This window comes from Caballeronia sp. KNU42 (assembly GCF_053760385.1).
In genome coordinates this window covers 1,455,755-1,469,917 of the sequence record NZ_CM132389.1, presented here as the reverse complement: position 1 = coordinate 1,469,917, position 14,163 = coordinate 1,455,755, and the positions used below count along the sequence as shown (strand labels likewise).

Below are 14,163 nucleotides of genomic sequence, written 5' to 3'. Positions count from 1 at the left end.
TTGTACGTACGTCGAATCGCATCGGCAAACTTCCGAGAGACCCGCCGTAAGGACCCATTAAGCGCGAACACACATTTCAAGCTCGATCACGGCACAGCCGGCCATGATCGCAACCCCCGGGAACGATTTGTGCGTCTTGATTGCTACGCTCGCAGGTCGAGCATGGTTTGTCCGCTATCCACGCAATACAATAGACGGCTCAGCGGCATTGCAAATGCTTTGGTCGAACCGATCCATTTGCGACTGGCAGCAATGGAAGCAAACAAGCGCGATGAAAACGTTTGTAGGGTTGCGGTTACGCGAAGCAAATCAGCGCTTGATGCTCGTTTAGCACGTTAATTACGCAAGCTCTCTAAAGGGAAACGTCATGGACAAGAATCGGGTTGAAGGCGCAGCCAAGCAAGTGACCGGCTCCATCAAGGAAACATTCGGCAAAGTCACCGGCAACAAGACTACGCAAGCTGAAGGCGCCGCCGAAAGAGTTGCCGGCAAGGTCCAGTCAAAGGTCGGTAAAGCAGCCGACGCCGTACGCGACATATTCAGGAAGTAACCAGAAAATTCGCACGCTGAAAGCCGACCGGTTAAGGTCGGCTTTTTTGCTTGAGGTTTCGCAACGAAGCGCGCCTCGATTGTTCTCCGCTCGTTGCCGAAGGAAGGGTCTCAGGCTCTGTAATCCGGAGACCCCGTCCCTAAGCACCGCTCGCGGCAGCGTCCACCACATGCCTTGAGGCCAACCGCCCGGCGAAGCCCATCGCGTCGTAGATCAACACGGCAAGCAACCCAACAATAACGCCACCCTGCAGAATGAAGGCCGTATTCGATGTCTGCAAGCCGGCAATGATGACATCGCCCAAGCCCTTCGCCGCCACAGTCGAACCAATCGTCGCCGTACCCAGGTTGATCACCACGGACAGCCGCAGGCCCGCAAGAATCACCGGCAACGCGAGCGGCAGTTCGACACTGAACAACTGCCGCGTCGCGCTCATGCCCATACCCCGAGCCGCATCGATAGTCGTGGACGGAATCTCCTTCAGACCGGTGATGGTGCTCTCGAAGATCGGCAGGAGACCGTAGAGAATCAACGCGACCAGCGTCGGCTTCACGCCAAACCCGACCACCGGCACCGCAAGCGCCAGCACGACCACCGGCGGAAACGTCTGCCCGATATTCACCACGCTGCGCGCAAGCGGCAAGAATTCCGCACCCGCCTCACGCGTGACGAAAATCCCCGCAAGCAATGCAATCACCGCACCCGCCAGACTGGCGCCCGCCACAATCCCAAGATGCGCAAGCGTGAGGTCCAGCAGGCTCGCCCGGTCGTAGAGAGCCGGTGCGCCATTTTCAGCCAACGGCGCAAGGAGCGGCTGGAACACGTGCGGCTCGAACAGCAGCAAGAGCAGCACGGCAAGCGCGAACGTACGCGCTATCCACGCAGCTGATTTCATGTGGACCTCTCGGCGCGCGCCAGGATCGATGCAAGCGAAATACGCTTGTGCACTCCACCATCCGCCGATGCAACCGGCAAGCTCTGCACACCACGCCAAAGCAACTCGGACAAGGCATCGCGAAGGCTCTGCGTGCCGGCAATGGGACTGCCCTCGGCGGCGCCGGTTTCAGCGATTTCACTAACAGGTATCAACGACAGCAACCGGAACGGCCGGTCGACACCCGCCACCAATCGTTCGACAAAACCCGGCGCGGGCCGCCGCAAGATCTCCGCGGGCGTAGCCGCCTGAAGCACACGGCCACCGTCCATCACCACAATGCGATCGCCCAAATGCAATGCCTCTTCCATGTCGTGCGTAACGATCACGACCGTGATCCCCAGGCGCCGCTGAAGCGCGAGCAAGTCCTCCTGCGCCTTGGCACGAATGATGGGATCGAGTGCCCCGAACGGCTCGTCCATCAACAAGATTGCAGGCTCCGCCGCCAGCGCCCGCGCCACGCCCACGCGCTGCTGCTGCCCCCCGGAAAGCTGATGAGGAAACTTGTCGAGGTAGGCATCGGCGTCAAGGTTGAAGAGCGCCAGCAACTCGCGCACACGTTCGTCGATCCTGGCCGCGCTCCACCCCAGCAAGCGCGGAACCGTCGCAATATTGCGGGCCACCGTCCAATGCGGAAACAAGCCGTTGCCCTGGATCACATAACCAATCCCGCGCCGCAAGACTTCAGCCGGCAAGGTCGAGGTGTCTCGTCCGTCGATACGGATCGTGCCGCTCGTGGGCGCGATCAGGCGGTTGATCATGCGCAGCAGCGTGGACTTGCCGCTGCCCGACGTGCCGACAAACGCGGTGATGGTGCCGCGTTCGATAGTGAGCGAGACGTCATCGACTGCAACGATATCGCCGAAACGCCGGCTGAGCTTTTCGATTTCGATCATACGTGTCGCCCTTTAGTGGCGTCCTTTAGTGGCGTCTTTCAGCGAGTTCAGTCACGGCGTTGAACACGATTGCCGCGGCGAGACCGAGCGCGATAGTTGGCACGGCGCCAAGCAGCACGAGATCAGTCGCCGCTTGCCCGAGGCCCTGGAAAACAAAGGTCCCGAAGCCACCCCCGCCGATCAGCGCAGCCACGGTCGTGAGACCGATGTTCTGGACCAGCACGATCCGCACGCCCGTCAGGATGACAGGCAACGCAAGCGGTAATTCGATAGCAAAGAACCGCTGGCGCGGGGTCATGCCCATCGCCACTGCCGCTTCGACGCTCTCGCGCGGCAACTGCGCAAACCCCACCACGACGCTTGCCGCGACCGGCAACAGCGAATAGAGGAACAACGCAATTCCCGCAGGCGCGACACCGATACCGCGAATGCCCAGCGCATCGAGCAACGGGAACCGGGCGGCAAGCAGCCCTAGCGGCACCATCATCAAACCGTACATCGCGATACTCGGGATGGTCTGCACAATGTTCAGCACCGGCAACGTGAGCGCACGCAGCGTCGACCACTTCGCACACGCTACACCGAGCGGCACGCCGATCAGGACTGCTGCTGCAACCGATCCGGTGACGAGTTCAACGTGGCGAGCCGCTTCGCGCCAGAAGGTATCGGCGTGATTCGCGTACTCCTGCATGACCGACAGCCCGCTCCATAGTCCACTGCTGAGGATGGCGGCTATCGCGGCCGCAGCCAGTGCAAGCGCAAGGAGATGCTGCACGGGGCCGAACGAGAGCTTGGCGATAGCGTCGGTTACCAGCACCGAGAACGCGAAGAACAGGATCCAGAATCCACCGGCGGGCGACACCCTCGCCAACGGGTGATCCTCTGTGACGAGATGCCCAGGCACCAGGCCGAGCAGCACGCAGAGCGTCAGAAGCAGGACAACACCGACCACGAACCGAAGCGTCGGCCGGCTGCGCAGCAACGCGAACAGCGCCCCTGCCGCGAACACCACAAGAAATGCCCACGCCTGTCCAGTTGTGAGGATATCGGTCAACCCGAGACCCTTGCCCGATACGATCCGGTTGGCACGGAAGGTCACGAACGGCTGGAACACCAGCGCGAACACGGCCAGCGCCGCAATCAGCGAACCGACCTTGTCGATACGCGACCTGCCCGCATCGTGCTGCGCCACGGCCGTGGCCAGCGTGTCGAGCGGACGTGCATCGGCCTCGGTTCCCGCAATCATTTAACGAAACCCTTCGATTTCAGGTAGCTCGCCGCTACCGTTGCGGCCGGCTCGCCGTTGACCTGAATGCGGCTGTTCAACGTCTGCAGGGTCTTCAGATCAAGACTGGCGAAGACCGGCTTGAGGTAGCCGGCAATTTCCGGGTGCGCTTTCAGCACGCTCTCGCGAATCAGCGGCGTGGGTGCATAGACGGGTTGCACGCTCTTGTTGTCCTCCAGTACCACCAGGCCCGCGGCCTCTATGCCGCCGTCCGTGCCGTAGACCATGGCTGCGTTGACCTTGTCGGTTTGCTCGGCGGCCGCCTTGATCGTCGCCGATGTATCGCCGCCCGAGAGCACGAGAAGCTGTTCAGGTTTCAGCTTGAATGCATAGGTCTTTTCGAACGATGGCAGCGCGGCTGCGGTATTGACGAACTCGGCCGATGCCGCGAGCTTGACCTGACCGCCCGCCGACACCCACTTGCCGAAGTCTTCGAAGGTCTTGATCTTGTTGGCCTTCGCCACGGTTCCGAGCAGGCCCACCGCCCAGGTGTTGTTGGCAGGCGCGGGCGTCAGCCAGACGATCTTGTTGGCGGCGTAATCGAGCCTGGCGGCTTCCTCATAGCCTTTGGCCGCATTCTTCCAGAGCGGGTCATCGGCCTTGTTGAAGAAGAACGCGGCGTTGCCGGTGTATTCCGGATAGATATCGATTTCACCCGTCGTGATGGCCTTGCGCACGATCGGCGTGGTCCCGAGGCCGATCTTGTCCGAGACCGCAATGCCATGCGACTTCAGCACCTGCGCAATGATGTTCCCGAGCAGATTGCCTTCGGTGTCGATCTTCGATGCCACGGTGACCGAGTCCGCTGCATAAGCGGTGGACGCAGCGGACATGGTCAGGACGAGCGCGGCGGCGCCCCATGTTTTGATTGATTTTGCTATTCCCATGGGGAGGTGACCTCGGTTAAACGGTTGTTTGCAAAGGAAAGGAGTTCTTGGTCGCTTATCGGCCGCTCATTGGCCGCTTAAGCGCCGGTCGACATTATCGACCAGGTAGCAGTGAATCGGCTGCAATAGCTGAGGAGAGTAATGGCAGGCAAAACAATCACAAACCAAGAAATCCCGATTTGCAAATAGGTATCGATGGAAATGCGGTTTTGGCACATAAATCAAACCTGCGACAACACCCACTCACGAAAATGCTTCAAAGCGGGCCGGGTTTCAATCCGCTCCGGAAAATAGCAAAGATAATGCCCCTGCTCGACATCTATGGGCGCCGAAATCGGTTCCACCAGTTTGCCCGTGGCGAGGTTATCGCGGACGAGAAACTCCGGCACCAGCGCAAGCCCGAGTCCCGCCTGCGCCGCCTGGATCAACACCGAGTATTGCTCGAATCTTGGGCCTGTCAGCGCGTTCATGTTGTACACGCCATAGGCTTCTGCCCACTGCCCCCACACTCGCCCGGCTTGCCCATGCAACAGCCGTGCAGCATCGGCGGCATCCTGCAGGCAGCGCAGCGGCCGCCTCGCTCGATAGTCGGGCGAGCACACCAGCAAAAACCTGCGGCCATCAATGTAATCACACACTACCCCATCCCACGTGCCATCCCCATAGCGAATCGCCGCATCAAGATCGAGTGGAAACGCGTCGCCATGCGCCAGGTGACGAGCGAAACTGATCGTGACGCCTGACGTGCTGGACAGGAAACCGGGCAATCGCGGAATCAGCCATTTCGTCGTGAATGTCGGCACGCTCGCGATGGTCAGCAGATCGCCCTGGCCGCCCGCGCTCATCATTTCCAGCGATGCGTTGCCGATGTCACGCAAAGGGCTGGCAACGCGCTCGAGATAACGGCTGCCCGATGGAGTCAACGCGAGATTACGGCCGTCCCGAATGAAAAGCTGCACGCCGAACTGCGTCTCCAGCGCGGCGATCTGCCGGCTGACGGCGCTAGGTGTCAGGCCCAGTTCACGCGCTGCGCGCGAGAAATTCAAATGCTTGGCAGCGCTAGTGAAAGCAAGTAGTTCCGTGACGTTCGGGTAGTGATGTTTCATCGGCGTCCGAGCGGTTTGCGTCGATATGTTCCGGATGCGCACAGCGCAGTGCGAGCTTTGTACGTTTTTTTCATGACGATGCCATGTCGTCTCTGCACACTTGCAAGCAATCCGAAACCTCGCACCGGCTTCATTCAAGGTGCATCGGCTTCGATCCGCTTTGAGACAAGTGCTCCCATGCAAACTCCCGTCGCACCGGCTATCGGCCCAAGCGTTCCCCTTCGTCGCGGCTCCCGGCGTCCCGTATCAGCCGGACGTGTTGTGCTGCAACTCGTCGTCGTGCTTTTTTCGATTTACATGCTGCTCCCAATCATGCTTTTAGTGATTGGCTCCTTCGGCGAGACATGGACAAACACGGTGCTGCCGACCGGCATCACGGGACACTGGTTTGCCGATCTCGCCGCCGACACCAGCTTCCGGCGCGCCTTCGGCGTGAGCTTGCTGGTCGCACTGGCCTGTTGCTGCGCGAGCGCTGTTGTCGGCCTGCCGCTCGCTTATGCCTTGCACTATCGCTCACTCGCCGGGCGCGGGTTGACCGCGCGGCTCGTTGCGCTGCTGCCCGTGGGCGTGCCAGGGCTCACGCTGGGTTTTGGTTTCATCGCCATCTTTAGCGGCGACGCGCTGCCGTGGCTTGGGTCCTTGCCCCTGCTGATCGCCGCTCACACCGTGCTTACGCTGCCTTACCTGACGCAGACACTGCTAAGCGATCTTCGCCACCTCGATATCGAACGCCTCGAAGCTTGTGCCGCCACGCTCGGCGCCACCCCGTTGCGGCAGTTCATGACAATCGTGCTGCCCAATCTCCGCCAAAGCCTGTTCTCCGGACTCGTGATGGTGGCGGCACTCTCCATAGGCGAATTCCAGGTCTCCAACCTGATCGCGGGCTTTCGCTACCGCAACTATCCGGTGGTGCTGTTGCAAGCGTTCTACGGCGCAACCGGCATGGCGTGCGCGGCCACCGTGGTGCTGCTGTGCCTGGCGGTCATTGCGACACTCGTGTCGGTCAACACTGTTCAAAGACTGAAGTAAAAACGATGAGCCTCTCTTTCGAAAACGTGAGCTTTACATATCCCGGCGCACAGCACGGTATTGAAGCGGTCACGCTGTCGGTTGAACCCGGTGAACTGCTGGCCGTAATGGGGCGCAGCGGTTCCGGCAAGTCGACCATCCTTCGGCTGGCCGCCGGGCTCCTCAATGGTTATCAAGGAGGTATCGCGATCAACGGCCGCGACGTGGAGGGCGTTCCCGTATGGCGGCGCGAGGTCGGCATGGTGTTTCAGCAGTACGCGCTCTTCCCTCATTTGAGCGTACTGGACAACGTTGCCTACGGCCTGCGGATGCGCGGCATGAGCGCCGCGAAACGCCGGGTCCGGGCGCTGGATATGCTTGAACGGGTGGGTCTCACCGAGCATGCCGGCCGCAGCACAACGCTGCTCTCCGGCGGCCAGCAACAACGCGTTGCACTGGCGCGCGCCCTCGCGTTTGACCCCAAGGTTTTGCTGCTCGACGAACCACTTGCGGCCCTCGATGCCGGCATTCGCCAGCAACTCCGCGACGAGATCCGCTCGCTGCAACGTGCGTGCGGCGCCACCACGCTCCTGGTCACGCACGATCAGGACGAAGCACTGAGCCTCGCGGACCGGGTTGCCGTAGTCGATGGTGGCCGCGTGTTGCAAGTGGACACCCCTGAGCGCCTCTACACCCAACCGGTATCGACGCAGGTCGCTCGTTTCGTCGGACATTCGAGCGTGATGCCGGGACGGGTCGTGGGCACGAATGCCGTGGATGTTTCCTTCGCTCTCCTCTTCGCCGATACCGGCGCCTTCCGTCCTGGTGACAAAGTCGATGTGCTGCTGCGTCCTGAACACGTGCAGCCCGATCCACCGGATACCGCGGTCAACCGGCTGGGCGGCCGTCGAACCGAAGTGCGTTACTTCGGCGCGACGTGCCGCTACGACTTCATCCCGGATTCAGCGCAACAGCCGCTGCTGTGCGAAGGGCGTCAGCTCGCGGAACAAGCCATCGCCATCGCACCGGAACATCTGCGTGTCCTGGCCGCATAGATCACTCAGTTTCCTTATTCAGATTGTTTCATGGAGAACCACAATGCTTGCAGGGTTTGGTCTTTTCTCACGACTCCGGCTAGCCGCCGGATTCGTTTGCGTGCTGTCCATCCTGAGCGCGCCGGCTGTTCATGCGGCGTCCGCTGCCCCGCTTTATCCCGGCGAAGAAGCGTTGTACGCAAAGGCCGCGGATGAGGGCCTGGTGGTCTCGTTCGACACCGGCCCCGAATGGGCCAACTGGAAATCGCTTTTCGCCGAGTTCAAGAAACGCTATCCGAAGGTCGAGATCACTTATAACGATATTGGTTCGGCCGCGACCGTGGTTGCGCTCGACAAGGCCCGTCGGCGCCCGCAAGCGGACACGGCGTACTACTTCGCAGCGTCGGCACTCGATGCGCTCGGCAAGGACGTCGTAGCGCCATTCAAGCCGCTTAACTTCGACAAGCTGCCGCCCGTGTTTCGTGAGCGCGATGGCCGTTGGTTCACGGTGCATTCGCTGAATGTTGCGTTTCTCGTCAACACAAAACTGGTCAAGAACGTGCCGCACGGCTGGGCCGATCTGCTCAAGCCCGAGTACAAGAACTCGGTGGTGTACCTCGATCCGCGCTCGACGGGTCAGGGACAAGTGGCGATGTTCGCGGCGGCCTATGCGTTCGGTGGCAGCGTCGACAATCCGAAACCGGGCACCGACTTCTTCGGCAAGCTGCGCGAAGCGGGCAGCGTGATGCGCGTGGAAGGCACCACGCCTTACGCAAAATTCGTCAAAGGCGAGATCCCGATCTTGATCGGCTACGAAAACGACGGCCTGAAAGCGAAATACACCGACGGCATGGGCGACGCGGCTGAAGTGGTGATACCGAAGGAAGCCACGGTGTCCGCACCGTATGCAATGAGCCTGGTCAAGAACGGACCGAACCCTGACGCGGCGCAACTATGGTTGAACCTGGTCATGAGCGATGTCGGTCAGTCGCTGTTCGCGCAGGGGTATGTGCGTCCGGCTGTGCCCGGCGTGCCGATGTCGCCGGAGATCCGCGCGAAGATGCCCGATGTGCCGCAGGTTCATCCGCTCGACGTGGTCAAGGCTGCGGAGAAAAAGGCCGAGGTCGACCAGTTGTGGGCGCAGGCTGCGCTCGCGAAGTAAGGAGCACGGAATGAATGTCTCGTCGATGAGCGGAGAAGGCACCGTGCGCCGCTTCGGAGCGGTCCCGGCGGGACTTCTGCTCGCCCTGTTCTTTGCCCTGCCGCTCGGTGCGCTGGTGGTGTCTGCCGGGGCGGATCACGGCTCCGCTTTCGTGCGGCTGGCGCAGGACCCGCTGGTGCTCAGCGCGCTGGGCCACTCGATCGCCCTCGCGTTTGGGGCCGGCACTGTGTCGCTGGCGCTCGGGCTGCCGCTGGCAATAGCACTCGCCGGGCAGTCCCCCGAGCGCCGCCGCTGGCTGCTCGCCATGCTCGGCGTGCCGCTGGCGTTCTCAGGGCTGGTGATTGCGTACGGATTCATCCTCGCGTTCGGCCGCGCGGGATTCGTAACGAGCCTTCTTGCACGCGTGGGCGCCGATCCGGCGAGCGTGGGCTCGTTGATCTACACGACCACGGGGCTGGTCGTGGCGTATGCGTATTACCTGATCCCGCGCGTTGCGCTGATGCTGTTTCCAGCTATCGCCAATCTGGATCGGCAACCGCTTGAGGCTGCGCTTACGTTGGGCGCGTCACCGTTGCGTGCACTTTTCGATGTCGCGTTGCGCGAGCTGTGGCCGTCGATTGCGGCGGCGTGGTGTCTCGTGACATCGATTGCGCTTGGCACCTATGGCACCGCGCTCGCGCTGGCAGGCACGCAGGTCAACATCCTGCCGCTGCTGATGTATTTGAAGCTGTCCGACGGACAGACGGATTTTCCGCTGGCTGCAGCCCTTTCGCTGGTGCTGACCGCCGGCTGTACCTGTGTTCTTGCCTTAGGGGAATGCCTTGCACGGCAACGAAGAAATTGATTGGTCGAATGACGCTTATCTCGCGCTGCAAAGGCTGGCCGCTCGCCAGACGGGTCCGGCGCGGCATGCGACACCTGTGGGACTGATCGGTCCGCGCGAGGCGACAGCAGAGCAACTGACAGCAGCTCGGGGCATTGCCTATGTACTAGCCAGCGCCGGCATGGCACTTCTTTGCGGCGGCAAGGGTGGCGTGATGGAAGCGGCCGCTTGCGGGGCGAAGGCGGCCGGAGGTGTAGTGATCGGATTACTGCCTGAAGACGATGCGGCCGCGGCCAACGAATACCTGACCGTGGCGCTTCCGACAGGACTCGGGATCACGCGTAACGCGCTGATCGCACGGGCTTCGGTGTGTTTGATTGCGGTCGGCGGCGGCCTTGGCACACTTTCCGAAATGGCGCTTGGACTGCAGTGGGGCAAGCCGGTGTTTACGTTGCTCGGTGCACCGCAGGTTCCGGGAGCGGAGGCGTTCGACAACGCGGCCTCGCTTACCGTCAGGGTGGCGAACTGGCTCGCATCAGAAGGCATGTAGACAGTAACGGTTGAAGGATGAATCCGGTCTCGGACACTCACAGCAGACCTCCAGGCTCGCATCACCAGCACCCCGGCAGAACCACCATCCGAATCAGTTTTTCGGTTTATGTTTAATTAATAGGTATCCTTATCATGTTGAAGAAAACAGCATTCGCATTTCTCGCACTGAACAGCATCTTGCCTGCGGCTTTCGCGCAGAGCAGTGTCACGTTGTACGGTATTGTCGACGCAGGCCTGGGCTATACCAGCGGCCAGCGTGTCGCCCAGTCGAGCGGCGCGGCGGGCAAGCCGGTCGTGTATACCAACGCCTCGAACTACGCGTTCGCAAGCGGTACGTGGTCGGGGGACCGCTGGGGCCTCAAGGGCAATGAAGATCTGGGTGGTGGTCTCGCCGCCATCTTCCAGTTGGAGAACGGCTTTAACATTGGCACCGGCCAGCTCGGCCAGGGCGGCCGTGAGTTCGGCCGCCAGGCATGGATGGGCCTTTCGAGCACGAAGTTCGGTAAAGTAACACTCGGACGCCAGTACGATCCCATCGTGGACTTCGTCGGCTCGCTCAGCGCCGGCAACTTCCTGACGGGCATGGGCGCTCATCCGGGCGACCTGGACAACATCGACAACCAGGCCCGTGAGAATAACTCGATCAAGTACACGAGCCCATCGTTTTCAGGCCTTCAGCTCGGCGCGCTTTATGGTTTCGGCAATCAGGCGGGCAGTATCAAGAACCAGAGCACCTGGAGTTTCGGCGGTCAATACGCGAACGGCCCTTTAGCGATCGGCGCCGCTTACATGCAGGCGAACAATACCTACGGCGCGAACAGCGGCGCCTGGACCGGTTCATACGACGGCACGTTCTCATCGTCGATCAACGAAGGGTTTGCATCGGCCCGGAATCAGCAGATCATCGCCGCAGACAGTACCTATCAGATCGGCCGGGTGACGCTCGGGCTCTCGTATAGCAACACGCAGTACACGGCCGGCAGCTTCTCGCTGTTCAAGGGCAAGGAAACCTTCAACTCGGCCGGCCTGACCGTGTCTTATCAGGCGACAACGGCCGTGCGAGTCGCGGCAGGTTACGATTACACCCGCGGCAGCTCGATCAATGGCGCATCGGCTCCCAAGTACAACCAGTTCAACCTCGCGTCGTTCTATAACTTGTCGAAGCGGACGTCGCTCTACGCACTTGTCGGTTATCAGAAGGCAAGCGGCAAGACGCTGGATGCATACGGCAATATCGTCAACGCGACTGCGTCGGTGGGCGATGTCGGGAATGGCATCTCGTCCGCAAGCAACACCCAGACGCTCGTGCGCGTAGGTATCCGCCAGACGTTCTGATTGATTCTAATCAACGCCCGTGCGCTCGCGCTTGGCCCGTATTAGGCGACAAGCACGAGCGCCGGGCGCCGCCCCGCCCCATGACTTTTGAACGCCGGCTCGGATTCGTGATCGAGCGCGTTGCGCGACGCCGGAAACCGTCTCGCTTCCCGCGCTTAGCCTCCTCGCCGCCATTTGTATGCGCCACGCAGTGAGATAGTGGCTAGGCAACACCTTAAATACGGGTAGCCAGTGTGAAGCGGGACTTCCTTGTTGCTTACCGAGCACGTAAAGTTTTCTTGGCGGCGGCGATCCGTGGCAACAACAAGCTCTAAATTAATTGCCTTGCTAACTATTTCGTGATTTAATCGATCCATGTTCGATCACTGCCTTTACTTCAACTCCGCTGCCCTCGCCCGTCTCGTGGAGCGGGAGTGGACTGTCGTCTATGCAGAATTCGGGCTGACACCACCGCAGGGATTTGTGCTTCGAGTCGTGCTGGCTACGCCCGGGTGCCTCAGCAGTCAGGTAGCCGAGATCCTCGGCATAGCGCGACCCACCGCGACCCGGCTTATCGACAGTCTCTGCGAAAAGCAATTAGTGGAACGTCGTCAAGCCAAGGAAGATGGCCGGGAGTGGACAGTCCATGCAACGGCAGCCGGTGAGGCGCTCGATCGGCCCATCAACAATGCCAGCGCAAAGATTGCACGGACCTTGCGCGCAAAGATCGGCCCCGAGTTGTTTGAGTCGGCTGTCACGTCCATGCACGGCGTGAGGAAGGCGTTGGTGTAAGTCTGACGTCTTTTTTTATAACAGATAGTTGTCTTGCTAACCATAATGGAGCCACGCAATGGATAACGAATTGCGTCGAATCGCCGTGGCTGACAAGTGCATCGGGTGGCGATGGTCGCCGGCACGCGCCGCCAGCGTTGCGATAGCAATCCTTGGATTGGCGGCGCTGCTTGTCGCCCTTACCTGCTCTGTTTCAAGCAACCGCGCAAACAATGCACGATGCATACAGGCGTTCGCAAACGATGAGCACCGCAGTCTCGATGCTTTTTTCCAGGATTCGGCGTTGCAGGATTCGCTTGTGCAGGCGATCGATCAATGTTCGCGGTGAACGTCGATCGATCATCGTCTTTGGCATGAATGCGCCGCGGCGTGCATCGGACGTCTTTTCAGATGCTTTGCATAAAGTCGCGGTCCTCGGCAGGCAGCGACGAGAGCCAATTTTCTTCAGAACCGGGTTCCGGTAAAACATGGCCGTATTCGATCATCTGTGCCGGAGGCAGTTCGGATATGTAGGCCCAGATGTATCGCTTCGCAACGGATGTGGTTTCCGAGATCGCATCGACCATGCCCTCAAGCAATTCACGCTTGCGCTCTGCGGTTCGCCCGGCGCGAATATGTCCGTGCACAAAAATCTGCTCGGTGCGAAGCGGACTTCCACCCACGAAGTGATTGCCATGAGGCACATCATTGAAAATCACCTGGGCGAAGAAAGACTGCGCGCCGGTGGCCTGGTTGTGAATCCGGGTGATGTCTTCCGCAATGCGTTGCTTGACATCGGCAGACAGGCGGCCGACGGCAGCGGAAACAATATAGGTTGGCATATAGCCCCTCCGTGGGCAATGGAACGACGCTTTCGCCATTTCGTCTCATCTATTGCATATACAACTATTGTGCAGAAGATAAGATTCAACAGCGTACAGTTGCAGCTACAACTAATTGCACGAATGAAATCAAAAAATACAGTTGTAGCTACATCTTATTGTTTGCGATACCGGCCAGATACACGTGTTTACCCGGCGGTCGATACGACGAACGTCAGACCTCCCGCCCCACACCTTGAAGCGTTTCGAGCGCTTCCAACAAGCGCTTGCTGGCTGGGCCCTTCATGAACTTTTGAACTTCGCTTTCAACCTGCTTCTGCGCGACCTGCCAGTGAGGCTCCGCGCGCCGCAGCATTTTCACCCCCTCCTTGCTCAAGGTTGCGACCTTGAAGCGGGCATCTTCTTCACTGCCGACCTTGACCCAGCCGGCATCGATCAGGACCTTGAGGTTTCTCGAGATGGTGGTCTTATCCAGCGCGGCTTCCACCGCGATTTCAGTGAAGGTCGCCGATCCAAGACGCTCGAGCGCGCGGAGAAGCGAGAACTGGGTGATCTTTAATCCGATCGGCCGCAGCGCGTCGTCGTAGACGCTCGTCAGAGCGTTTGCCGAGCGGCGGAATTGTGTGCAATAGCAGTCCGTGAACATGAGATTCCAGAATCGATTAGCGGCGAACAATCCCAAGCCGTTGCACTACCGCAATTAAGCACCCCCTGAGCACCGGGACAACACATGTGCCCGCCCAAATAAGATGCATATGCAACTGCTTTAGTATAGCTCGCATCTCGCGTAGCGCGTCAATGCCAGATCATAGGAAGTGTTTTATCGATCAGAACGTGCGACATGAGGCTTGCCTGCTGATCAGCAACGGGCAATGGGCTCAATTCGTCTTCAGTGGTGTTTTAAATGTCGCTCGGTTCTGTCACCGCCGCCCGGAGTCTTGCAAATCCCGCAGGCGTCACGCAATCGCGTGCCACAGCGCCGACACGCCGCACAAAGGT

General features: G+C 60.3%; 15 protein-coding genes. 8 read left to right on the top strand and 7 right to left on the bottom strand.

What is annotated here, in order from left to right; genetic code table 11:
- Nucleotides 1-367: 367 nt before the first annotated feature.
- Nucleotides 368-550, top strand: coding sequence for a CsbD family protein (locus tag ACSOSP_RS25820; RefSeq protein ID WP_455311190.1), 183 nt, complete (start codon nucleotides 368-370; stop codon nucleotides 548-550).
- 139 nt (nucleotides 551-689) lie between these two features.
- Here ACSOSP_RS25820 and ACSOSP_RS25815 read toward each other — a convergent pair whose 3' ends face one another.
- From ACSOSP_RS25815 to ACSOSP_RS25795, 5 genes are all read right to left on the bottom strand, one after another.
- Nucleotides 690-1,445, bottom strand: a complete 756-nt coding sequence (locus ACSOSP_RS25815; protein WP_455311188.1) for an ABC transporter permease — start codon at nucleotides 1,443-1,445, stop codon at nucleotides 690-692.
- Nucleotides 1,442-2,380 carry an ABC transporter ATP-binding protein gene (locus tag ACSOSP_RS25810; protein ID WP_455311187.1) on the bottom strand — a complete coding sequence of 313 codons (939 nt, stop codon included), beginning with the start codon at nucleotides 2,378-2,380 and terminating at the stop codon, nucleotides 1,442-1,444. Before ACSOSP_RS25810 ends, ACSOSP_RS25815 begins: the two co-directional genes overlap by 4 nt.
- A gap of 25 nt (nucleotides 2,381-2,405) precedes the next feature.
- Entirely contained in the window at nucleotides 2,406-3,626 is a 1,221-nt protein-coding gene (locus ACSOSP_RS25805) for an ABC transporter permease (protein ID WP_455311185.1), read from the bottom strand.
- Nucleotides 3,623-4,498, bottom strand: coding sequence for a glycine betaine ABC transporter substrate-binding protein OsmF (gene osmF, locus ACSOSP_RS25800; RefSeq protein WP_455313679.1), 876 nt, complete (start codon nucleotides 4,496-4,498; stop codon nucleotides 3,623-3,625). The genes ACSOSP_RS25805 and osmF overlap by 4 nt, the downstream gene beginning before the upstream one ends.
- Before the next feature lie 275 nt (nucleotides 4,499-4,773).
- A complete protein-coding gene (locus ACSOSP_RS25795) occupies nucleotides 4,774-5,658 on the bottom strand; it encodes a LysR substrate-binding domain-containing protein (protein ID WP_455311184.1) in 885 nt (294 codons plus the stop codon).
- A 177-nt stretch (nucleotides 5,659-5,835) separates the two neighbouring features.
- Here ACSOSP_RS25795 and ACSOSP_RS25790 point away from each other — a divergent pair, with 177 nt between their 5' ends.
- The 7 genes from ACSOSP_RS25790 to ACSOSP_RS25760 all read left to right on the top strand — a co-directional run bounded on the left by ACSOSP_RS25790 (nucleotide 5,836) and on the right by ACSOSP_RS25760 (nucleotide 12,343).
- The gene (locus tag ACSOSP_RS25790; protein ID WP_455311183.1) at nucleotides 5,836-6,687 is read left to right on the top strand and encodes an ABC transporter permease; all 852 of its coding nucleotides are present in this window, start codon (nucleotides 5,836-5,838) and stop codon (nucleotides 6,685-6,687) included.
- A 5-nt stretch (nucleotides 6,688-6,692) separates the two neighbouring features.
- Nucleotides 6,693-7,721 (top strand): ABC transporter ATP-binding protein, encoded by a 1,029-nt coding sequence (locus tag ACSOSP_RS25785; protein WP_455311182.1) that lies wholly within the window; start codon nucleotides 6,693-6,695, stop codon nucleotides 7,719-7,721.
- 43 nt (nucleotides 7,722-7,764) lie between these two features.
- Nucleotides 7,765-8,862 (top strand): extracellular solute-binding protein, encoded by a 1,098-nt coding sequence (locus tag ACSOSP_RS25780; RefSeq protein WP_455311181.1) that lies wholly within the window; start codon nucleotides 7,765-7,767, stop codon nucleotides 8,860-8,862.
- A 10-nt stretch (nucleotides 8,863-8,872) separates the two neighbouring features.
- A complete protein-coding gene (locus tag ACSOSP_RS25775) occupies nucleotides 8,873-9,706 on the top strand; it encodes an ABC transporter permease (RefSeq protein ID WP_455311179.1) in 834 nt (277 codons plus the stop codon).
- A complete protein-coding gene (locus tag ACSOSP_RS25770; protein WP_455311177.1) occupies nucleotides 9,684-10,235 on the top strand; it encodes an SLOG cluster 4 domain-containing protein in 552 nt (183 codons plus the stop codon). Before ACSOSP_RS25775 ends, ACSOSP_RS25770 begins: the two co-directional genes overlap by 23 nt.
- A 137-nt stretch (nucleotides 10,236-10,372) precedes the next feature.
- Nucleotides 10,373-11,572, top strand: a complete 1,200-nt coding sequence (locus ACSOSP_RS25765; protein WP_455313678.1) for a porin — start codon at nucleotides 10,373-10,375, stop codon at nucleotides 11,570-11,572.
- Between the two features lie 354 nt (nucleotides 11,573-11,926).
- Nucleotides 11,927-12,343, top strand: a complete 417-nt coding sequence (locus ACSOSP_RS25760; protein ID WP_455311176.1) for a MarR family winged helix-turn-helix transcriptional regulator — start codon at nucleotides 11,927-11,929, stop codon at nucleotides 12,341-12,343.
- A 386-nt stretch (nucleotides 12,344-12,729) separates the two neighbouring features.
- Here the strand turns inward: ACSOSP_RS25760 and ACSOSP_RS25755 are convergent, their stop codons facing one another.
- Nucleotides 12,730-13,164: a tautomerase family protein gene (locus ACSOSP_RS25755; RefSeq protein ID WP_455311175.1), complete on the bottom strand. Its 435-nt coding sequence runs from the start codon at nucleotides 13,162-13,164 to the stop codon at nucleotides 12,730-12,732.
- A 214-nt stretch (nucleotides 13,165-13,378) separates the two neighbouring features.
- Nucleotides 13,379-13,810: a MarR family winged helix-turn-helix transcriptional regulator gene (locus ACSOSP_RS25750; RefSeq protein WP_031357786.1), complete on the bottom strand. Its 432-nt coding sequence runs from the start codon at nucleotides 13,808-13,810 to the stop codon at nucleotides 13,379-13,381.
- Between the last annotated feature and the right edge of the window lie 353 nt (nucleotides 13,811-14,163).

Coding starts and splice junctions, on each gene's coding strand:
- ACSOSP_RS25790 (WP_455311183.1), top strand. CDS start 5,836: ATGCAAACTCCCGTCGCACCGGCTATCGGCCCAAGCGTTCCCCTTCGT.
- ACSOSP_RS25785 (WP_455311182.1), top strand. CDS start 6,693: ATGAGCCTCTCTTTCGAAAACGTGAGCTTTACATATCCCGGCGCACAG.
- ACSOSP_RS25795 (WP_455311184.1), bottom strand. CDS start 5,658: ATGAAACATCACTACCCGAACGTCACGGAACTACTTGCTTTCACTAGC.
- ACSOSP_RS25755 (WP_455311175.1), bottom strand. CDS start 13,164: ATGCCAACCTATATTGTTTCCGCTGCCGTCGGCCGCCTGTCTGCCGAT.
- ACSOSP_RS25775 (WP_455311179.1), top strand. CDS start 8,873: ATGAATGTCTCGTCGATGAGCGGAGAAGGCACCGTGCGCCGCTTCGGA.
- ACSOSP_RS25750 (WP_031357786.1), bottom strand. CDS start 13,810: ATGTTCACGGACTGCTATTGCACACAATTCCGCCGCTCGGCAAACGCT.
- ACSOSP_RS25810 (WP_455311187.1), bottom strand. CDS start 2,380: ATGATCGAAATCGAAAAGCTCAGCCGGCGTTTCGGCGATATCGTTGCA.
- ACSOSP_RS25780 (WP_455311181.1), top strand. CDS start 7,765: ATGCTTGCAGGGTTTGGTCTTTTCTCACGACTCCGGCTAGCCGCCGGA.
- ACSOSP_RS25820 (WP_455311190.1), top strand. CDS start 368: ATGGACAAGAATCGGGTTGAAGGCGCAGCCAAGCAAGTGACCGGCTCC.
- osmF (WP_455313679.1), bottom strand. CDS start 4,498: ATGTCCGCTGCGTCCACCGCTTATGCAGCGGACTCGGTCACCGTGGCA.
- ACSOSP_RS25760 (WP_455311176.1), top strand. CDS start 11,927: ATGTTCGATCACTGCCTTTACTTCAACTCCGCTGCCCTCGCCCGTCTC.
- ACSOSP_RS25805 (WP_455311185.1), bottom strand. CDS start 3,626: ATGATTGCGGGAACCGAGGCCGATGCACGTCCGCTCGACACGCTGGCC.
- ACSOSP_RS25815 (WP_455311188.1), bottom strand. CDS start 1,445: ATGAAATCAGCTGCGTGGATAGCGCGTACGTTCGCGCTTGCCGTGCTG.